The organism is Actinotignum schaalii FB123-CNA-2 (assembly GCF_000411135.1).
Classification (GTDB): domain Bacteria; phylum Actinomycetota; class Actinomycetes; order Actinomycetales; family Actinomycetaceae; genus Actinotignum; species Actinotignum schaalii_A.
Genome location: NZ_KE150262.1, coordinates 1,271,118 through 1,289,037 on the forward strand (window position 1 = coordinate 1,271,118; position 17,920 = coordinate 1,289,037).

Sequence of the window (17,920 nt, forward strand, 5' to 3'; positions counted from 1 at the left end):
AGTGGGGCATGTCGGAATCGCAGGGTCCGCGGGTACTATCGCGGCTATCGTGGTTGACCGGACGCACGGCCAGCCAGGTTCCTGATGCCCTGGAACCCCTTATGCGCGCCCTGGGTAATGTTGATAAGGAACGCATTATCCGGGCGTATAACGTGGCGGAGGAATGCCACCGTGGCCAGAAGCGGCGCTCGGGAGAGCCGTATATTACGCATCCGGTCGCGGTGGCAACCATCCTCGCCGAACTCGGAATGGACGAGGATACCCTCGTGGGTGCTCTCCTTCACGACACAGTGGAAGATACCGGATATACCCTCGAGCAGGTCCGGGATAATTTCGGCTCCACCGTGGAACTGCTCGTGGACGGAGTCACGAAGCTCGATAAGGTCGAATACGGAGAAGCAGCGCAGGCGGAAACGGTGCGCAAAATGGTGATCGCGATGTCCAAAGACATCCGCGTGCTTCTCATTAAACTTGCCGACCGGCTCCATAATGCCCGCACCTGGCGTTTCATGCCGCAGGAAAAGGCACGATCCAAGGCACATGAAACCCTGGAGATCTACGCGCCCCTCGCGCACCGCCTCGGCATGAATTCCATTAAATGGGAACTCGAGGACCTCTCTTTTAAAACCATGTACCCGGAGGTCTACGCCGAAATTGAATCCCTGGTGCAAGAACGCACCCCGGAACGCGAAGCGTATATCGCGAAAATCAAGGCCATTTTGGAGCGGGAGCTCAAGAGTTCCCATATTAAATGCACGATTACCGGTCGCCCCAAGCACTATTACTCCATCTACCAGAAGATGATTTTGCGGGGTAAGGACTTCGAAGATATTTATGACCTCGTGGGAGTGCGGGTACTCGTGGAAACTATCCCGGACTGCTACGCGGTGCTGGGTGTTGCCAATACTATTTTCACGCCCATTCAGGGGCGGATCAAGGACTATATCACCACCCCTAAATTCAACCTCTACCAGTCGATTCACACCACGGTTATCGGCCCGGATAACCGCTCTCTTGAAATTCAGATCCGTACCTACGATATGCATAGGCGCGCGGAATACGGAGTGGCAGCGCACTGGCGGTATAAGGAAAACCCGAATGCCACCAAGCGCGGGGGCGGGACCGCGAAAGTCGACGAAGAAACAACCCAGCTCAACTGGCTACGCCAGCTAGTTGATTGGCAGCGGGAAACCGCGGACCCGGCAGAATTCCTCGAGTCGCTCTCCTATGAGATCTCCGGTAATAAGGTGTACGTGTTCACTCCGGCCGGGGAAGTTATGGAGCTCCCCACCGGAGCCACCCCGGTCGATTTCGCCTATGCTGTCCACACGGAAGTGGGGCATCGTACGGTGGGGGCGCGGGTGAATGATCGTCTCGTCACCCTCGATCACAAGCTGGAATCCGGGGATACGGTTGAGATTATTACCGCGAAAAGCCCGGATGCCGGACCTTCCCTCGGCTGGCTTGATTTCGTGGCAAGTCCGCGTGCCCGCGCCAAGATCCGGGTGTGGTTCAAGAAGAGTCGCCGGGATGAAGCGGTAGAAGAGGGCAAGGATAAGCTTGCCCGCGCCATCCGTAAACGTAACCAACCCGTCCAGCGCCTCATGAGCCATGACACACTCGCGGAAGTAGCGCGGGAGGCCGGACGCAGTTCCGTCGATGACCTGTACGCGGGTATTGGGGAAGGGGATATCTCCCCCGAAACAGTGGTGCGTAACCTCATTACCTCCCAGGGCGGGCAGGCCGGGGTGGAGGAAACTCTCGCGGAGGCAGTGACTCCGAACCGTATTTCACGGCGGCGGAGCACGGCCAGCACCGATAACGCTGTGGTGGTCCAAGGCATGGAAGCCGGGGATGTTATGGTCAAGCTAGCCCGCTGCTGCACCCCGGTTCCCCCCGATTCCATCGTTGGTTTCGTGACTCGCGGCTCGGGTGTGTCCATCCACCGCGCGGATTGCCCGAATGTGGAGCAGTTGCAAAAGCAACCGGAACGATTCCTCGAGGTGCACTGGGCTGATGATTCCGAAGCGGTGTACGTTATCCAGGTCCAGGTGGACGCACTCGACCGGCAGGGCTTGCTCTCCGATATTTCCCGAGCGCTCCTGGATAACGGGGTGAATCTTCTGGCCGGCAATATGATGACCACGAAAGAACGCATGGTGCGTAACACCTTCACCTTTGAGATGGCCGATCCGCATCACCTAGCTCGGGTGCTGGCAGATCTACGCAAGATTGAAGGCGTGTACGATGCGTACCGGGTGACTAATTCCAAGCCCGCTAATCAGCGCCGGGTGGAATCTCCGCGTGCATAGCGCGGATTCGCCGCGGTTACGGCACGGAGCTGAACGCCGGAAGCTCCTGGTCGCTCCCGTGCTTAGCGCTGGGCAATAGCATGCACAGCCGCACGCGCTGCGGCGAGGTGCCGGCCGGTCAGGTTTTCTGCCGCCGCTTCCCACCCATCAGCTTCTAGAAGGCGCTGCCGCGCCACCTCCAGAGCACAGGTAATTGCTACGTCCAGCTCTTCCTGGCGAAAAATATCCGTGATGGTACGTGGCAGCGTGGTTAAGCACAAGCCGGCTATCGATTGGCGCTCCTCGGGTGCCGGCTTGCGGATAGTCCGTGACTTAGCTCGCACGCTACAGATCCGAATCAGCCGGTCCGCGGGCCAGTAACCGGTATAAACCCACATTGCGCTCAGTGTGGTGGCAATGCTATCCCGCCCCAGTACCTGCGCAAGAAGAGAAGCCCGTAGCGGCGCATAAGCGGCACAATCAGCCGCGCACACTAACCCGGGAGCGTATTCCACCAGCAAGCCAGCGTTAATATCCAGGCGCTGCACCCCGTCCACATACATACCGAGAGTGTGTGGTGGTGAATAAAATAATGCAAGCCGCTCTCCCCAGGCGGGGAGAGCGGCTTGCATTTATCCACAGGTAGGAAAAAGTTACAGATCCTTATTTACCTGCTCGAGCCAGGCCACGCGGGCGGCCCGCGCCTCGTTTAGCTCGGTGAGCTTCTTTTCATCACCGGCCTGTCGGGCCTGGGCAATTTCCTCATCGAGTTCGGCGATAAGCGCTTCGAGCTGTGCGGCCATACCGGAAGAACGCTGCTGCTTTTCCGGGTCGGTACGGTTCCAGCGGTCGTTTTCCGCCGCGCGAATCTTTTCCTCAATTTCCCGCATCCGGCCCTCGGTCCGGGCGATATCACCGCGGGCCACAAAGCCGATCTCGTCCCAGCGTTCCCCGATCTCACGGAGCTTTTCGCGGGCTTCATCAACATTGGTAATGGGAAGGAGAGCTTCAGCTTCCGCCACCAATTCGAGCTTCGCGGCCAAATTTTCCGCGTACTGGCTATCCACCTGGCTGAAATGCGCATCCCGAGCGTCGTAGAAAGGTTGGCGAGCGGCCATGAAACGCTCCCAGAGCTTATCGTCATCGCGGCGCCCGGCCCGCCCTGCCCGCTTCCATTCATCCATGAGTTCGCGGTAGCGATCCCCGGTTTCCCGCCAATCGGTGGAGGAGGAGAGCGCGGCGGCCTCCGCAATGAGCTTTTCCTTGGTGGCCTTCACCTGGCTGCGGCGTACATCCAGTTCCTTATAGTGGTTGCGCCGGGCGCGATCAAAGGTGGAGCGGGCAGTAGCAAAGCGCCGCCACAGTGCTTCTTCGGTGGGACGATCAATGCGCGCACCCTGGCGCTGGGCCCGTTTCCAACTTTCGAAAAGATCATTGAGCTCAGCGCGGGTATTCTGCCAGTGGATGGTGTGCGGATTCGCGTTGGCGAGTTCCTCAGCGCGTTCCACAATCTGGGTTCGCTCCTGGAGAGCAGCTTCCTTGGCGGCGGCGCGCTGAGCCGCGTATTCCTTGGCGCGCAGCGCCACGACTTCTTCGAGCTTATCCAAGCGAGTGCGCAGCGCCGCGATATCACCCACCGCGGCCGGTTCGGCCAGTTCCTTGCGTAGGGATGCAATTGACTTGCGGCTTTCTTCGGGGGATACGTGGTGGGCACGCGTTTCTGCCAGACTTACCTGGGTATCCAGGTCAATATAGCGGCGAATATAGAATTCCAGGGCATCATCTTCGGTGCCGGAAGCCGCGTAATGGCCAACGACCCGTTCGGTATCGCCATCCTTAAGCCACACCTTCCCTTCGTCGTCCACGCGTCCGAAAGGACGGGCTTTGGCGACGGCGGCCGGATCCAGCGGCGCGGGAGCGGGCTGAGCGGGATGAGCTGTGGACATTGTTACTCCTTGTGGAGAAAGAGGCGTGAGGTACACGCCGCGGGACAACTTTAATTCTTACGGTATACCACAATTGTGCCACGGAGAAAGGGATTCCGGGTGCCAGTAGGAAAAAATCGGGAGAAAGGATACGGTTAATGCATGATTTTCTTGCGGTATTCCAATACTGCCCTGGAGGCGAATTGTTATATCATGGCCGACCCTACTCATCGGGTTGCCCTGGTTGTTGATGCGGGAGCTGGCAGCGCCGCGTGGGTAGAACGCACCCTGGCAGCCCGTCATTTGCGCCTGGGCGCCGTACTGGCCACGCACGGGCACGGGGATCATGTGTGGGATGCCGGGGTGGTGGCCGGCTCAAGCGTGCCGTGCTTTATCGCTGAGCCTGACGCATACCGGCTGGATAATCCGATCGCCAATGCTTTTTACGCGCCGCTCGTCCTGGCCGCCACCGGGGGGCGTTCCTGGGTGAAACCGGAAAAGATCGTGCCTCTTCCCGAAGAAATATACGCGGAGGGAATGGAGCTGGTTCCCGGTGTGCACCTGCGCGCCCTCGCTACCCCGGGGCATACCGAGGGCTCGACAGTTTTTCTCTTCTCGGGGCGCTTCGAAGCGGATCCAGAAACTCCGCAGCTTCCCGATTGGGGTTTCGGGGAGAATTTCATGATCACCGGAGATGTGCTCTTCCGGGACGGAGTGGGCCGCACCGACCTCGCGGGCGGGAACGATGCGCAGATGCGCGCTTCCTTGCGCACCATCGTTGCCGAGGTGGACGGCTCCACGATTTTCTTCCCCGGCCACGGCAAACCCTCCACCCTGGCGCGCGAGCTCAAAGCCTCACCGTACCTGCGCGCCTATATCGCGATGAAGTGAAAGAATAGTACCTATGAAAATTGCGCCGATTTCCGGTTTCCCCGAATGGCTTCCGCAAGCCCGTATCGTGGAACAGAAAGTTCTTGACACCCTGCGTTCCACCTTTGAACTCCACGGTTTTTCGGGCGTGGAAACTCGCGCCGTCGAACCTATGGATCAGCTGCTGCGCAAGGGCGAAACTTCCAAAGAAGTGTATGTGCTGCGCCGCCTCCAGGGGGAGGAAGGCCAGGATTCCGGCCTCGGTCTTCATTTCGATCTCACCGTGCCGCTGGCCCGCTACGTGCTGGAAAACGCCGGAAAACTCGATTTCCCCTTCAAGCGCTACCAAATCCAGAAGGTCTGGCGCGGCGAACGCCCCCAGGACGGGCGCTTCCGGGAGTTTTACCAGGCTGATGTTGATGTGGTTGGCCAGGACTCCCTCGCCTTCCACCACGATATTGAGTTGCCGCTCGTCATGGTTGATGCGTTGAGCAAGCTTCCCATCCCAAGGGTGCGGGTGCGTGCCTCGAACCGTAAACTCGCCCAGGGCTTCTACGAAGCGATCGGGCTGGAAAATACCGAGGAAACCCTGCGAATCCTAGATAAGCTCGACAAAGTAGGTCCGCAAGTGGTGACCGAGTTACTCTCCGAACACGTGGGAGCCAGCGCGGAGCAGGCGCAACTTGCCTTGAGCTTGGCGGGTATCACCACCGAAGATGCCTCCTTCGTAGACAGAGTCCGCGCGCTCGGTGCGTCGTCGTCGCTCTTGGACGAAGGTCTGGAAGAACTAGCAACACTCGTCACCGAAGCGAACTCTCTTATCCCCGGTTCGGTCAGCGCGGATCTATCTATTGCACGCGGTCTGGACTACTACACCGGTTCTGTTTTCGAATCGACGGTGGAAGGTCACGCAGATCTTGGCTCGGTATGCTCGGGTGGGCGCTACGATAACCTGGCAACGGCCGGTAACCGCAGCTATCCGGGCGTGGGCCTGTCCATCGGGGTATCGCGCCTGCTCGCACGTTTCCTGCACCAGGATCTGCTGCGCGCTAGCCGCAAGGTTCCCACGGCCGTGTACGTGGCGGTCAACGATGAATCCGAACGTCACCATGCCTCCACCATCGCGGCACGTTTGCGTGCCCGCGGTATTCCGGCGGACGTCTCGCATAACGCCACGAAGTTCGGTAAGCAGATTAAAGCGGCTGATAAGCGCGGTATTCCCTTTGTGTGGTTTACAACGGCGGAAGGCGAGCAGGTTCGTGATGTGCGCTCGGGCACCCAGGTCCCCGCTGACCCGGATACCTGGACTCCGCCGGAAGAAGATCGCTACCCGCGGGTGATTATGCCGTGAGTCGCCTGCTTTCCCTTGAGCGGGTGCGCCAGGCACTGGAAGACCTGAGGTTCCCACTGCCCACCCCGGGGGCGGCAGACGGGCGTGATGCTCGCACCGACGGTCTCCACCAGCTTGATGACTACGTGCTCCCGCGCCTGCGCTCCCTGGATGCGCCGCTGGTGGCCGTGGTGGGCGGATCTACGGGCTCGGGTAAATCGGCCCTGGTGAACGCCCTCGTGGGTGCATCGGTGACACCATCCTCCGCGCTGCGCCCCACTACCCGGATCCCGGTGCTCGCCCACGCTCCCGGGGAGGAAGCATGGTTTTCCGGCGACCGTATTTTCCCCGGGCTAGCTCGTTTGAGTGGCGACGGCGCAGCGCTTGCGCCAGAACGTTCCGGCAAGGGCGCAGCGGTGGTTGTGAGCGACGGCGCAGCAGCGGTTGGTAGCGCGCGGGCGGCGAAAGCGAGCGGTGCCATCCGCTTGGTGGAATCACCTCGTGTCCCGCGGGGCCTGGCACTGGTGGATTCTCCGGATATTGACTCAGTCGAGGGGGATAACCGTAGATTGGCCGGCCAGCTTCTCCAAGCGGCTGACTTGTGGGTTTTTGTTACCACCGCCGCGCGTTATTCGGATGCGATTCCATGGGCCCTCCTCGATGAAGCAGCCGAGCGCAATATTGTCATTGCCGTTGTCCTCAATAGGGTTCCTGTTGGGGATGCCGCGGCGATTCGCCCCGATTTGATCCGCAGGCTTGAGGAACGCGGTTTGGGAAGCGCCCCGCTCTTTGTGATAACCGAGTACCCGGGGGCGCCGGGCATTCCGGAGGCCGATGTGGCTCCGCTGCGCGAGTGGCTCGCCGGGCTCGCCCGCGATGAACGTTCGCGTGCCTCGGTAGCGCGCCAAACTCTCACCGGGGCGCTCGCTAGCCTGGCCGATACCTGCGCCCAGGCCCGCGACTCTTATCTCGAACAGATCGAGGAAGCCGAACGCTTAGACACAGAGGTCAGTGCTGCGCTGAAAGAGGCACGTGCCCGTATAGAATCCGGTATCGCGGATGGTACCGTGTTGCGCGGAGAAGTGCTGCGTCGCTGGCATGAGATGCTCGGCAGCGGGCAGTGGGCTCGCGCTGTGCAGGCAGGTGTCACGCGTTGGCGTGATCGGCTGAGCTCGCGGCGAACCGCTAGCCGGAACGCGAGCGAAGACGCCGTGGGAGAGGCCATCGAAGACTCCCTCACCGATATGCTCCTCACCGCGGACACCGGCCTGGCCACTTGCCTTACCACCGAATTGGAGCGCAGCGCAGCGGGTGCGGGAATAGTTCTCGCGGTTGAGTCCCGGGGCGCGGAGGCCGGTTCCGAGCGCGATACCGCGGCGGGAGATGCCGGGCATGATGCCGCGGTAGGCGGGGCTATCGAAGCCGGCAGGGATCGCGCGGCTCGCCGGGACGCTGCCGGAGCCCTGGTCCGTGATTGGCGCCGCTCTCTCATGGATATGCTCGGCGAGCAGGGACACGGCAAGCAGCTCACCGCACGCGTCGTTTCCCTCGGTATTAATGCGGTGGGCGTCGCGCTCATGCTGGTTGTTTTTGCTCACTCCGCCGGTCTTACCGGTGGAGAAGTAGCTATCGCCGGGGGAACGGCCGTGGTAGCGCAGCGCGTTTTGGAAGCTATTTTCGGCGACGACGCTGTTCGCCGCATGGCCGCTTCCGCTACCGAGGATCTCCTCGGGCGCGCAGAAGAGTTCTTCGCGGCCACGGCCGCACCCTATCGAGAGGAAATCGCGCGCTTGGGAGTCAGCACAGATGCTCTGAATGAGCTAGATGAGGCGATGCGCAGCGCGGAAGGGAGGCGCGGATGGATCTCCCCACTGGATTAAAGAACCTGGAGCAGGCCCTCGACCTGGGTGGTGCCTACCTTGATGAGTCGGTGCGTGCCCAGGCGCGCGATGTGCTAAACCGCGCGCGCCAGCGCGGTCTGATAGGAACCGAACGCACCGTGGTGGCTCTGGCAGGCGCCACCGGCTCGGGTAAGTCATCCCTGCTTAACGCCATTGTGGGACAGGAGGTGGCCGGGGTGGCCGCCACCCGTCCAGCCACCCGCGCACCTCTAGGAGTCTCGGGGCACCATGCCTCTGATGTCCTCGATTGGCTCGGGGTGCGCGAACGTAAAGTGCTGCTCCAGCTAGCTCCCGATACCACCGCCAATCTGGTGCTTGTGGACCTGCCGGATATTGATTCCACGGCGGATACCCATCGCGTCCAGGCCGAGCGTATTATTGCCCGAGCCGATGTGGTTATCTGGGTACTCGACCCCCAAAAATACGCGGATGCCGTGGTTCACGAAGACTTCTTGGCCGCGATGAGCGAATATCATTCGTCTCTCCTCATCGTTATCAATCAAGTTGATCGTCTCGGTGCTGGTGATGAAGAAGCTATTGTCGCGGATCTGGGGCGTATTCTCGTCACCGAAGGCGTGAGCGCGGATATTGTGGCGGCCTCGGCACTCACCGGGCGCGGCATCGAAGAGATTCGCGGGGCACTGGTAGAAATCGCGGCGGGGAAGAGAGCTGCGGCAGAAAAACTCGCCGCGGATGTGCGGACCGCGGGAGCCGCGCTCACGGAGAACCTCATTGACCAGGGCGGCTATCCGCGTGACCTCACCGATATTGCCGGGGTGGATGAGCTCGTTAGCGGGCTGGCTCGGGCCGGCGGGCTCAGCTCCGCAGCACGCGAAGCGGCAGGCCATTACCGGAGGGCGGCACGGCGTGCCACCGCCTGGCCGCCGCTGCGCGGGCGGGGTAGGCGAGCCCTTCCCGGTGGCAGAAACGGAAGCGGCGCAGATATTATGCGTAGTTCCGCAGCGGGAGTTACGTCTCATTCGGCCGCCACCACCGATACGGGTGCCAGGCCATATGTGGCGGGCAGCGTTGCGGCAGTGGCTAGCTCCGGAGCCGTGGAAAACACTCGGGTAACTTTGGCCGAATTCACCACCCAAGTTACCCGTTTTCTCCCGCGTTCCTGGCGCGGGGCGGTACGCGATGAGAGTTCCCGGCAAGCTGCGCGGCTCGCCGATAACATCGCCCGGATAATCGCGCGGGAAAGCCAGGCCTGGCACCGGCCGCGCTGGTGGGGCTGCGCCGCGGCCCTCCAATGGCTCGCTTTCGCCGCTCTGATGCTGGGAACGCTAGGACTAGCCGCCGGAATCATCACCGAGGTCGGGGGAGTGACCCTTCCGCTGGGGCTGCGTCGGGCGAGCCTGATCTGCTTGGTGGCCGGTTCCGTATGCGGCGTCGTCGTAAGTATGAGCGCGAGGGCCGCACGCACGCACGGGGCGCAACGCCTTCAACGTCAGGTCACCACGCGGGCGCGCGCCGCTATCGAAACCGAAGTTCGCGAAAACGTGCTGGTGCCGTTCCGCACGGAAATGGAACGCTACCGAGACTTTGCGCGCGCCGTGGCATCATTAATGCGGGTGTCTGCCTGACTCGGGCCGGCACCCGCCGCGTGTAATGCAAGAACTTGCATGCGCGTGTATGATTATAATGCAAGGGAGCGCGGGCCGCCGGTTCGCGCTCCCGGTGATGCGAAAGGATCATTGTGACCGCCGGAATTCCTTCGAGTCGCACCGCCCGCCAAGGGCTTATCGCCTCGATTCTGGATGCTCATCTCATCGGTTCCCAAAATGAACTGCGGGAGTATCTCATACGTGCCGGGGTGGATGCCACCCAGGCTACGCTCTCCCGTGATTTAGACGATTTGGGGGCCGTTAAGATCCGGGTGGACGGATCGATGGCATATCGCATCGCTGACCAGACGATGGATACCGGGGAGCGCCTGGCGCGGTGGGCTCGTGAAATACTGCTCAGCGCCGAATGTGCTCTCAACCAGATCGTGTTGCGCACCCCGCCCGGGGCCGCGCAGCTACTCGCCGCCGGGATTGACCGGGCGCGCTTGGATGGCGTGCTCGGGTGCGTTGCCGGAGACGACACCGTGCTGGTCATTGCCCGTAGCGAAGAACGCGCGGTAGAGATCAGGCAACACCTCCTCTCAATGGGGGAGAAAAAGGAGTAATAATGGCGAAGGAGCGGGTAGTTCTCGCCTATTCGGGCGGACTGGATACCTCGGTGGCGATCGGCTGGATCGGGGAACGAACCGGAGCCGAAGTCATCACGGTCGCCGTGGATGTAGGCCAGGGTGGCGAGGATCTGGAGACCATTCGCCAACGCGCCCTCGATTGCGGGGCCGTGGAAGCCTATATCGCCGATGCCCGCGATGAATTCGCCAGCGAATACTGCATGCCGGCCCTCAAGGCCGGGGCGCTCTATATGGACGCCTACCCGCTTATTTCCGCGATTTCCCGTCCGGTCATCGTGAAGCACCTGGTGGCAGCGGCCCGGCAATTCGGGGCGAGTACGGTAGCGCACGGATGCACCGGAAAAGGCAATGACCAGGTACGTTTCGAAAACGGCATTACCCAGTTGGGACCGGATCTGGCCTGCCTATCCCCGGTGCGCGATCTCGCGCTCACCCGCGAATTCGCTATTGATTACGCCAATAAGCACAATTTGCCCATCGAAACCACCCACCATAATCCCTTCTCCATTGACCAGAATGTGTGGGGCCGAGCCATTGAAACCGGATACCTCGAAGATCTATGGAATGCACCCACGAAGGATGTGTATACCTACACGGATGATCCGACCTATCCGCCATTGCCTGATGAAGTGATTATCACCTTTGAGGGCGGTATTCCGGTTAAGATCGACGGCGAAGCAGTCACTCCGCTGCAAGCTATTGAACAGCTCAATAAGCGGGCTGGAAAGCAGGGGATTGGCCGGATTGATGTGGTTGAAGACCGCTATGTCGGTATTAAATCCCGTGAGATTTACGAGGCACCGGGTGCCATGGCGCTGCTCACCGCGCATAAGGAACTCGAGAACGTGACGATGGATCGCGAGCAAGCTCGTTTCAAGCGTACGGTCGCAGATCGCTGGGCAGATATCGTATACGAAGGCCAGTGGTTCTCCCCACTTAAGCGCTCCCTCGATGCTTATATCGAAGATACCCAGCGTTATGTCTCCGGTGATATTCGTATGGTTATGCATGGCGGGCGCGCTACCGTCACCGGGCGACGCTCGGAGGCTTCGCTTTACGATTTCAATTTGGCTACTTACGATGCCGGTGACTCCTTCGACCAGTCCCACGCGAAGGGCTTCATCGAATTGACCGGGCTGCCCGCGAAACTTGCAGCCGCTCGCGATGTTACCTTCGGGCGCGGGGTGGCTATCCCGCCCGCGCGGCTGAACTAGTGAGGCGCGTGAGCTCGACCGAACTAAGTTTTGCTCGCGCGGCGAGGTTCCCGGCGAGCAGCTACAGATATTTAGGATGCACGCCAACTTAGCCGTATAGAGAACGGGGCCGAGGTCGTCATAACCCCGGCCCCGTTTTTATTCGGTGCTTGACAATGCGTTACTTCGCTTCGCGGGCGCGCAGCATCGCCGGCGAAGCGGGCCGGCGCATGAAAATAATCGAGACAGTCAGAGCGAGTGCCACAATAAAACAGATGGTCCCCATGGAAGCCGCGTAACCGGTGAACCAGGCACCGTCTCCGCGTGGGGTACCTTCGTTGACGAAAGCGAAGAGGATGGCGGTTACCATGGCATTGCCGATAGCGGTGGTAATACGCTGACTGGTTTGCTGCACCCCGCCCGCGGTACCGCCGTGGGCTCGCGGAACATCAATCATCGCCTGGGTCTGATTGGCCGAACCAATGACGCCAATTCCGAAGCCGAAAACGCAAATGGGAAGGGAAAGCCACCACGGGCTCCACCCCGAATAGGCAATTCCAGCAGCCAACGGAATACTTGAGGCGAGCGATACCAGTGCGAGCGCGAAAGCGCCAGCCTGGATATGCCGGCCCCAAGCCACCGCGTAGCGCCCCGCCCACACCGAGGCGTAGGCCGAGGCAATCGCATTGGGCAGGCCGAGCATGCCGGCCTGCAGCGCATTGAATCCCATGCCCTGCTGGAGATACATGGCCAGCACCACGAAAACAGATGTTGTCCCAAGGAACTGGATGGCGGTAATGGAGGTGCAGAAACTGAAGGATTCGATGCGGAAGAGGCGTAGGTTGACCATGGGAATCCGGCCCCGCTTCGCGTAAGAATGCTCCCAGAGCACCCAGGCGAGCCCGAGAAGGGCCCCACCGCCCAGCAGCGCCCAGCGCCAGGCGAAGTGCGACATGAAGGGCAGCATGAGGCAGAGCACCGCGAGAGCCAACAGGGTCATTCCCACCGGGTCGAGGTCGAGGTGATGCCCGCGTCGGCGACCGACCGGTTGGCCCCGGCGTTCCATTTCTGCCCGGTAGGCGGCGTCGATCTTGGCGGCGTCGTCGCCAATAGCACGCCGTTCCTTCAGGAACGGCAGCAAGAAAATACCCAGCCCCAAACCGAGCAAGCCGAGCGGGACGTTGAGAATAAAGGACCACCGCCAGCCCACGGGCCCGAAGATCTGGACGAGGCTCCCCGAGAGCAGCGGTCCCACGGCAACCGAGGCAGAAATGGCCAGGCCCATATAGGCGAAGGCTTTCGCGCGGGCGTGACCGTCGAAATACTGCATAATCATGCCGGTGACCTGGGGAGAGAAAATCCCCGAACCGATGCCCTGGAGGGCGCGCGCGATATTGAGGATCAACGCGTCGCTGGCCACCCCGCACAGTAGCGAGCCGAGTGTGAACACCGCCATCCCGATCATCCACAGCGAGGAACGTCCGAAGATATCACCCAGGCGCCCCGCGGGTACCAGGAGCAGCCCGAAAGCTAGGGAATAGCCGGAGAGCACCCACTGAATATCACCGCGCCCGGCATTCAGGCCCGTTTCGATAATGGGAAGCAGATTATTAACCGAGCTGACCTGAATAAGCGACATGACGAGCGCAACGATGAGCACCACGAGGAGCTTATTGCGGTCATACGTTCGGTCCGAACCCGGAATCGTGAAATAACGCGTATTTTCCATTCCATCCTTCACAACAACGCGCACGCTGGCGGCATAGATATAGCCGTGAGACGAACGCACCCTAGCTCCGGTAACTCTGTGATGCTGTGGTGTACAAAGGTGAGCGGCGGGGCGGCAGGGTAGCCGAACACCCGGCGCATGCACAAAAAGAGCCCGCGCGGAGGCGAGCGAGCAGAGACAGCAGTCCCGGTACGGGTGCCAGCATAGCAGCATTCCCCGCCAATGCCAGTTGTGACGAATCTTGCGCCGCGGCCCAAGCGTGGGAGAATACCCGTATGGATACTTCACATAAGACTTCAGAAGATACGCGTCCTGCCAACAGCGGCGCGGAAGAGATTCTGCGCACTCAGCTTAACCACCGCACCATTCGTGATTTTGATGGCCGGCCGCTCGGAGAGGAACTTACTGGCGCCCTGATCCAGGCAGCCCTGCACGCCGCGACCTCGCAGGGCATGCAATACGCAAGTATTATCCGGGTGCAGGATCCGGACCGCCGCCAGGCGATTGCGGAAATCTGCACCCAGGCTTATGTGGCGCAGGCACCTGAATTGTGGATTTTCGTGGCGGATACGCGCCGCGTCTGGCGCGTATGCCAGGAGCAGGGGGTCGAGGGCGCCGGGGCCCGTAGCTATGACGCCTTTAACGCCGCGGTTGCGGATTGCATGATCGCGGCCCAGAACACCGTGGTGGCTGCGGAAGGTCACGGTTTGGGTACCACCTACCTCGGTTCTATTTTGAACGACGCCGAACGCATGTGCCAGGTGCTGGACCTGCCCGAACTCACGTTCCCGGTCATTGGCCTCATTATGGGATACCCCGATTCGCAGCGCATTCCCGAGCTCAAACCGCGCATGGATGCCGGGCTGCGCGTTTTTACCGATCATTATCAGGAACCGGAATCCGCGGTGGAATCGCTGCGTGAATACGACGCCGCTATCGCGCCCTGGGTGGATATCCGTTACGGAAAGCCGGTCGGGCCTTTCACCGAGTACGTACCCACCCGCCTGAGCGGGTCGGTGGCACGCCGTGGGCGACTCCTGGCAGCCATTGGAGCGCAGGGCTTTGACGTGGCACTTCCAGTGGAAGACGTAGCAGAGTAGTGGGATACCGGCGGGTGCACGGAATTTTCCGCGGGGGAGCGGCTGAACTTCCCGCATGAAAGTGACCGTGTTTAGAATAGTGTAATGACTGAACATCTCGCCCTATGGGGTGGGCGCTTCAGCGGTTCCAGCGCTGACGCCCTGACCGAACTTTCACGCTCGACTCATATTGATTGGCGCTTGGCACCCTACGATCTTGCCGGGAGCCACGCCCACGCCCGGGCGTTGGCCAAGGCAGGCCTCTTGGACCACTCCGAGCTTGCCGCGATGCTCGCCGCTTTAGATACGCTCGGGCAGCGGGTGGCGAGCGGGGAACTCACGCCTTCCCCCGATGATGAAGATGTGCATACGGCTCTAGAACGTGCCCTGCTGGCCGAAGCCGGGGCGGAGCTGGGAGGAAAGCTTCGCGCTGGACGTTCGCGCAATGATCAAATCGCTACTCTCATCCGCATGTACCTGCGCGACGCGGCGCGGTACCTGAGTGAAAAACTGCTGACGGTGGTTCGGGCCCTCGTTTCGCAGGCCGAACGCGCCGGCGACGCGGTGATGCCCGGGCGCACCCACCTCCAGCACGCCCAGCCGGTGCTGGTGGCCCATCATTTGCTCGCCCATGTCTGGCCGTTATTGCGCGATATCGGGCGCTGGCAGGACTGGGATAAGCGGGCTGCGTATTCACCCTACGGTGCCGGGGCTCTCGCGGGGAATACCCTGGGGCTGGATGCTGCGGCAATCGCGGCAGAACTGGGCTTTAATGCCCCGGAACACAATTCCATCGACGCCACGGCCGCGCGGGATCTGGTTGCCGAATTCAGCTATATCTGCGCCCAGATCGGGGTGGATCTCTCGCGGCTTTCCGAAGAAATTATCCTGTGGAATACCCGCGAATTCCGCTTCGTCACTCTTGATGATGCCTACGCGACCGGATCCTCGATTATGCCGCAGAAAAAGAACCCGGACGTGGCCGAATTAACCCGCGGCAAGAGCGGACGACTCATCGGTGATCTGGCCGGATTGTTAGCTACCCTCAAGGGACTCCCGCTCGCCTATAACCGAGATCTGCAAGAGGATAAAGAACCGGTTTTCGACGCCATCGATACCCTCGACCTCCTCCTCCCCGCGGTAGCGGGCATGGTAGAGACCATGGTGCTTAACTACGAGCGCATGGCCGAGCTGGCGCCCCAGGGATTCTCCCTCGCCACCGATATCGCCGAGTGGTTGGTGCGTGGCGGGGCTCCTTTCCGTGACGCGCATGAAATTTCGGGTCGCGCGGTCGCCTTCTGCGAAGAGCGCGGTATTGAGTTATGGGATATGGACGACGACGAGCTGCGCTCCATCGACGCGCGGCTCACTCCGAATGTCCGGGAAGTACTCACGGTGGCCGCCTCTGTAGGGGCCCGGCGCGGGGCGGGCGGCACCGCCCCGGAGCGGGTCGCGGAGCAGCTGGCCAGTGCGCGGGAATTCATCGGGCGCGCGGAGGGCTTTGCCCGCAGCGCGACCGATGCGTCGTCGTAAAAATATAGTGGCAAGAAAAAACCGGGCGTGATAACGTCCGGACGTGACGTTACGGAAAGGCCCGTGACGCGCGAATCACAACGGAAGGACACGAGACGTGAAGGACGTTCTTGAGGAACTGGAATGGCGGGGGCTGATCGCCCAGCATACGGATATTGACGCGCTGCGTAGCGCGCTGAACTCCGGTCCGGTCACCTTCTATTGCGGTTTTGATCCGACGGCGGCTTCTCTGCACCACGGTCACCTTGTCGCGGTGAAGCTCATGCGGCATCTCCAACTGGCCGGACACCATCCCCTGGTGCTGGTAGGTGGGGCAACCGGGCTCATTGGGGATCCGCGCCCCTCAACCGAACGCACGCTTAATTCACGGGACACCGTTGCTCAATGGGTGGAATCTCTGGCCGGGCAGTTGCGCGGCCTGTTGGATTTCGAGGGAGATAACCCGGCTCGGCTCGTCAATAACTTGGATTGGACCGGGCAGCTTTCCGCGATTGATTTCCTGCGCGACTTGGGTAAGCATTTCCGGCTCGGGACGATGCTTTCCAAAGACATTGTGGCGCGGCGCCTGGAATCGGACGAGGGCATTTCCTACGCCGAATTTTCTTACCAGGTTCTCCAGGCCAATGATTACCTTGAGCTGTTCACTCGTTACGGCTGCACCTTGGAGGTTGGCGGGAACGACCAGTGGGGCAACCTTGTTGGCGGAATGGACCTCATCCGCAAGGTGACAGGGGAGTCGGTGCACGTGCTCACGAATCCGCTGATTACCAAGTCGGATGGCACAAAGTTTGGGAAATCCGAGGGAGGGGCGGTATGGCTCAACCCCGAGATGCTCAGTCCCTACAAGTTCTTCCAGTTCTGGCTCAATACCGCCGACGAAGATGTGGTGCACATGCTCAAGGTCTTTACTTTCCGGACTCGGGAAGAGATCGAGGAGCTGGCTACCGCGGTGGCGGAGCGCCCCCAGGAAAGGCGGGCACAACGCGTACTTGCTCAAGATGTGACGGCCTGGGTGCATGGCGCGAACGTGGCAGAACGAGTGGATAATGCCTCGCGCGCGCTCTTCGGCGGTGACGGTTTGGCCGCTTTGGATGCGGATACCCTGCGTGATGCCGTGGCAGAACTGCCGCAGGCGAACGCGAGCCTGGGAACTCCGATTCCGGAACTCTTTGTGGCCACGGGCCAAGAACGGGGTCTGGGCGCCGCGCGGCGTACCGCGAAATCCGGCGGGCTGAATATCAACAACCGCAAAGTGGCAGAGGCTGACGTGCTGACTAGCAGCGATGTGCTTCCCGGGGGTGTTGTGGTGTTACGCAAGGGCAAGAAAAACCTCGCGGTTATCCGCGTTACGGAGTAAATAGCGAAGTCAAAACGGCTTTCGCACGTGAGCTGTGATGGGTAGGCGGCGTTACCGGTAGTGGTAGCGCCGCCACTATCTATGAACCACGGTGCACGAATAGATCAGTAGGGGGATATCGGCGTAATTGACGATTTTTGCCGGGCGTGCTGCGGCTTTTTATCGGGTTTTTGGGTGTTTTCCAAGTGTTTTCCGCTTATTTAGCCAGGTGTGGTGGGTGTCTCTCTGGTTTGGTTTGCGTATAGCGGGGTGGGCTTGTAAGCTTGTTATCCGTCGCCGAGAGCCGGAAACGCCTCGAGGTGGCACGGAAACTCCTCGTGAGTGGCCTAGTTCACTAGCTTCCTGGTTTGAATGGGTCGGCTTGTGGTGGTAGGCTTACGGGGTTGCTCTTCTTGAGCGTGGATGATTCTTCCTGGGCTGACCAGTCAATGGTTTTGGTGGTTGGTGTGGGGTGTGGGTGTGGTGTTTGGATGCTTAATAGCGTGTCTGACTATTATTTTTTACGTGAATTTTTT

The 17,920-nt window shown here is 60.8% G+C and carries 13 protein-coding genes; 10 read left to right on the forward strand and 3 right to left on the reverse strand.

Translation table 11 applies throughout. From position 1 onward, the window contains the following. The first annotated feature begins 8 nt into the window (after positions 1-8). Complete coding sequence (locus HMPREF9237_RS05170; RefSeq protein ID WP_016442678.1) at positions 9-2,312, forward strand: RelA/SpoT family protein; 2,304 nt, start codon at positions 9-11, stop codon at positions 2,310-2,312. Positions 2,313-2,374: 62 nt separating this feature from the next. On the opposite strand, the gene HMPREF9237_RS05175 is transcribed toward HMPREF9237_RS05170, so the two are convergent. Together HMPREF9237_RS05175 and HMPREF9237_RS05180 are read right to left on the reverse strand one after the other, a co-directional pair. Then, a complete protein-coding gene (locus HMPREF9237_RS05175; protein ID WP_016442679.1) occupies positions 2,375-2,854 on the reverse strand; it encodes a hypothetical protein in 480 nt (159 codons plus the stop codon). A gap of 90 nt (positions 2,855-2,944) precedes the next feature. Beyond that, positions 2,945-4,237, reverse strand: coding sequence for a DUF349 domain-containing protein (locus HMPREF9237_RS05180; RefSeq protein ID WP_016442680.1), 1,293 nt, complete (start codon positions 4,235-4,237; stop codon positions 2,945-2,947). Positions 4,238-4,378: 141 nt separating this feature from the next. Here HMPREF9237_RS05180 and HMPREF9237_RS05185 point away from each other — a divergent pair, with 141 nt between their 5' ends. The 6 genes from HMPREF9237_RS05185 (at position 4,379) to HMPREF9237_RS05210 (ending at position 11,728) form a co-directional block, all read left to right on the forward strand. Next, positions 4,379-5,107: an MBL fold metallo-hydrolase gene (locus HMPREF9237_RS05185; RefSeq protein ID WP_016442681.1), complete on the forward strand. Its 729-nt coding sequence runs from the start codon at positions 4,379-4,381 to the stop codon at positions 5,105-5,107. Positions 5,108-5,120: 13 nt separating this feature from the next. Then, a complete protein-coding gene (gene hisS / locus HMPREF9237_RS05190) occupies positions 5,121-6,437 on the forward strand; it encodes a histidine--tRNA ligase (RefSeq protein WP_016442682.1) in 1,317 nt (438 codons plus the stop codon). Beyond that, complete coding sequence (locus HMPREF9237_RS05195; RefSeq protein ID WP_016442683.1) at positions 6,434-8,296, forward strand: dynamin family protein; 1,863 nt, start codon at positions 6,434-6,436, stop codon at positions 8,294-8,296. Before hisS ends, HMPREF9237_RS05195 begins: the two co-directional genes overlap by 4 nt. Continuing rightward, positions 8,275-9,903, forward strand: a complete 1,629-nt coding sequence (locus tag HMPREF9237_RS05200; RefSeq protein ID WP_016442684.1) for a dynamin family protein — start codon at positions 8,275-8,277, stop codon at positions 9,901-9,903. Before HMPREF9237_RS05195 ends, HMPREF9237_RS05200 begins: the two co-directional genes overlap by 22 nt. Positions 9,904-10,016: 113 nt before the next feature. Next, entirely contained in the window at positions 10,017-10,490 is a 474-nt protein-coding gene (locus tag HMPREF9237_RS05205) for an arginine repressor (protein ID WP_016442685.1), read from the forward strand. 2 nt (positions 10,491-10,492) lie between these two features. Next, positions 10,493-11,728 (forward strand): argininosuccinate synthase, encoded by a 1,236-nt coding sequence (locus tag HMPREF9237_RS05210; protein ID WP_016442686.1) that lies wholly within the window; start codon positions 10,493-10,495, stop codon positions 11,726-11,728. Positions 11,729-11,888: 160 nt separating this feature from the next. Here HMPREF9237_RS05210 and HMPREF9237_RS05215 read toward each other — a convergent pair whose 3' ends face one another. Beyond that, positions 11,889-13,436: an MFS transporter gene (locus tag HMPREF9237_RS05215; protein WP_155875866.1), complete on the reverse strand. Its 1,548-nt coding sequence runs from the start codon at positions 13,434-13,436 to the stop codon at positions 11,889-11,891. A gap of 275 nt (positions 13,437-13,711) precedes the next feature. Here HMPREF9237_RS05215 and HMPREF9237_RS05220 point away from each other — a divergent pair, with 275 nt between their 5' ends. From HMPREF9237_RS05220 to tyrS, 3 genes are all read left to right on the forward strand, one after another. Further along, complete coding sequence (locus tag HMPREF9237_RS05220) at positions 13,712-14,536, forward strand: nitroreductase family protein (RefSeq protein ID WP_016442688.1); 825 nt, start codon at positions 13,712-13,714, stop codon at positions 14,534-14,536. An 84-nt stretch (positions 14,537-14,620) separates the two neighbouring features. After that, positions 14,621-16,048, forward strand: coding sequence for an argininosuccinate lyase (gene argH / locus HMPREF9237_RS05225; RefSeq protein WP_016442689.1), 1,428 nt, complete (start codon positions 14,621-14,623; stop codon positions 16,046-16,048). Between the two features lie 97 nt (positions 16,049-16,145). Beyond that, the gene (gene tyrS, locus HMPREF9237_RS05230) at positions 16,146-17,405 is read left to right on the forward strand and encodes a tyrosine--tRNA ligase (protein WP_016442690.1); all 1,260 of its coding nucleotides are present in this window, start codon (positions 16,146-16,148) and stop codon (positions 17,403-17,405) included. The last annotated feature ends 515 nt before the right edge of the window (positions 17,406-17,920 follow it).

Excerpts from the sequence above, each read along its gene's own strand:
- HMPREF9237_RS05170 (WP_016442678.1), top strand. The coding sequence starts at position 9 with ATGTCGGAATCGCAGGGTCCGCGGGTACTATCGCGGCTATCGTGGTTG.
- HMPREF9237_RS05175 (WP_016442679.1), bottom strand. The coding sequence starts at position 2,854 with ATGTATGTGGACGGGGTGCAGCGCCTGGATATTAACGCTGGCTTGCTG.
- HMPREF9237_RS05180 (WP_016442680.1), bottom strand. The coding sequence starts at position 4,237 with ATGTCCACAGCTCATCCCGCTCAGCCCGCTCCCGCGCCGCTGGATCCG.
- HMPREF9237_RS05185 (WP_016442681.1), top strand. The coding sequence starts at position 4,379 with ATGATTTTCTTGCGGTATTCCAATACTGCCCTGGAGGCGAATTGTTAT.
- hisS (WP_016442682.1), top strand. The coding sequence starts at position 5,121 with ATGAAAATTGCGCCGATTTCCGGTTTCCCCGAATGGCTTCCGCAAGCC.
- HMPREF9237_RS05200 (WP_016442684.1), top strand. The coding sequence starts at position 8,275 with ATGGATCTCCCCACTGGATTAAAGAACCTGGAGCAGGCCCTCGACCTG.
- HMPREF9237_RS05210 (WP_016442686.1), top strand. The coding sequence starts at position 10,493 with ATGGCGAAGGAGCGGGTAGTTCTCGCCTATTCGGGCGGACTGGATACC.
- HMPREF9237_RS05215 (WP_155875866.1), bottom strand. The coding sequence starts at position 13,436 with ATGGAAAATACGCGTTATTTCACGATTCCGGGTTCGGACCGAACGTAT.
- HMPREF9237_RS05220 (WP_016442688.1), top strand. The coding sequence starts at position 13,712 with ATGGATACTTCACATAAGACTTCAGAAGATACGCGTCCTGCCAACAGC.
- argH (WP_016442689.1), top strand. The coding sequence starts at position 14,621 with ATGACTGAACATCTCGCCCTATGGGGTGGGCGCTTCAGCGGTTCCAGC.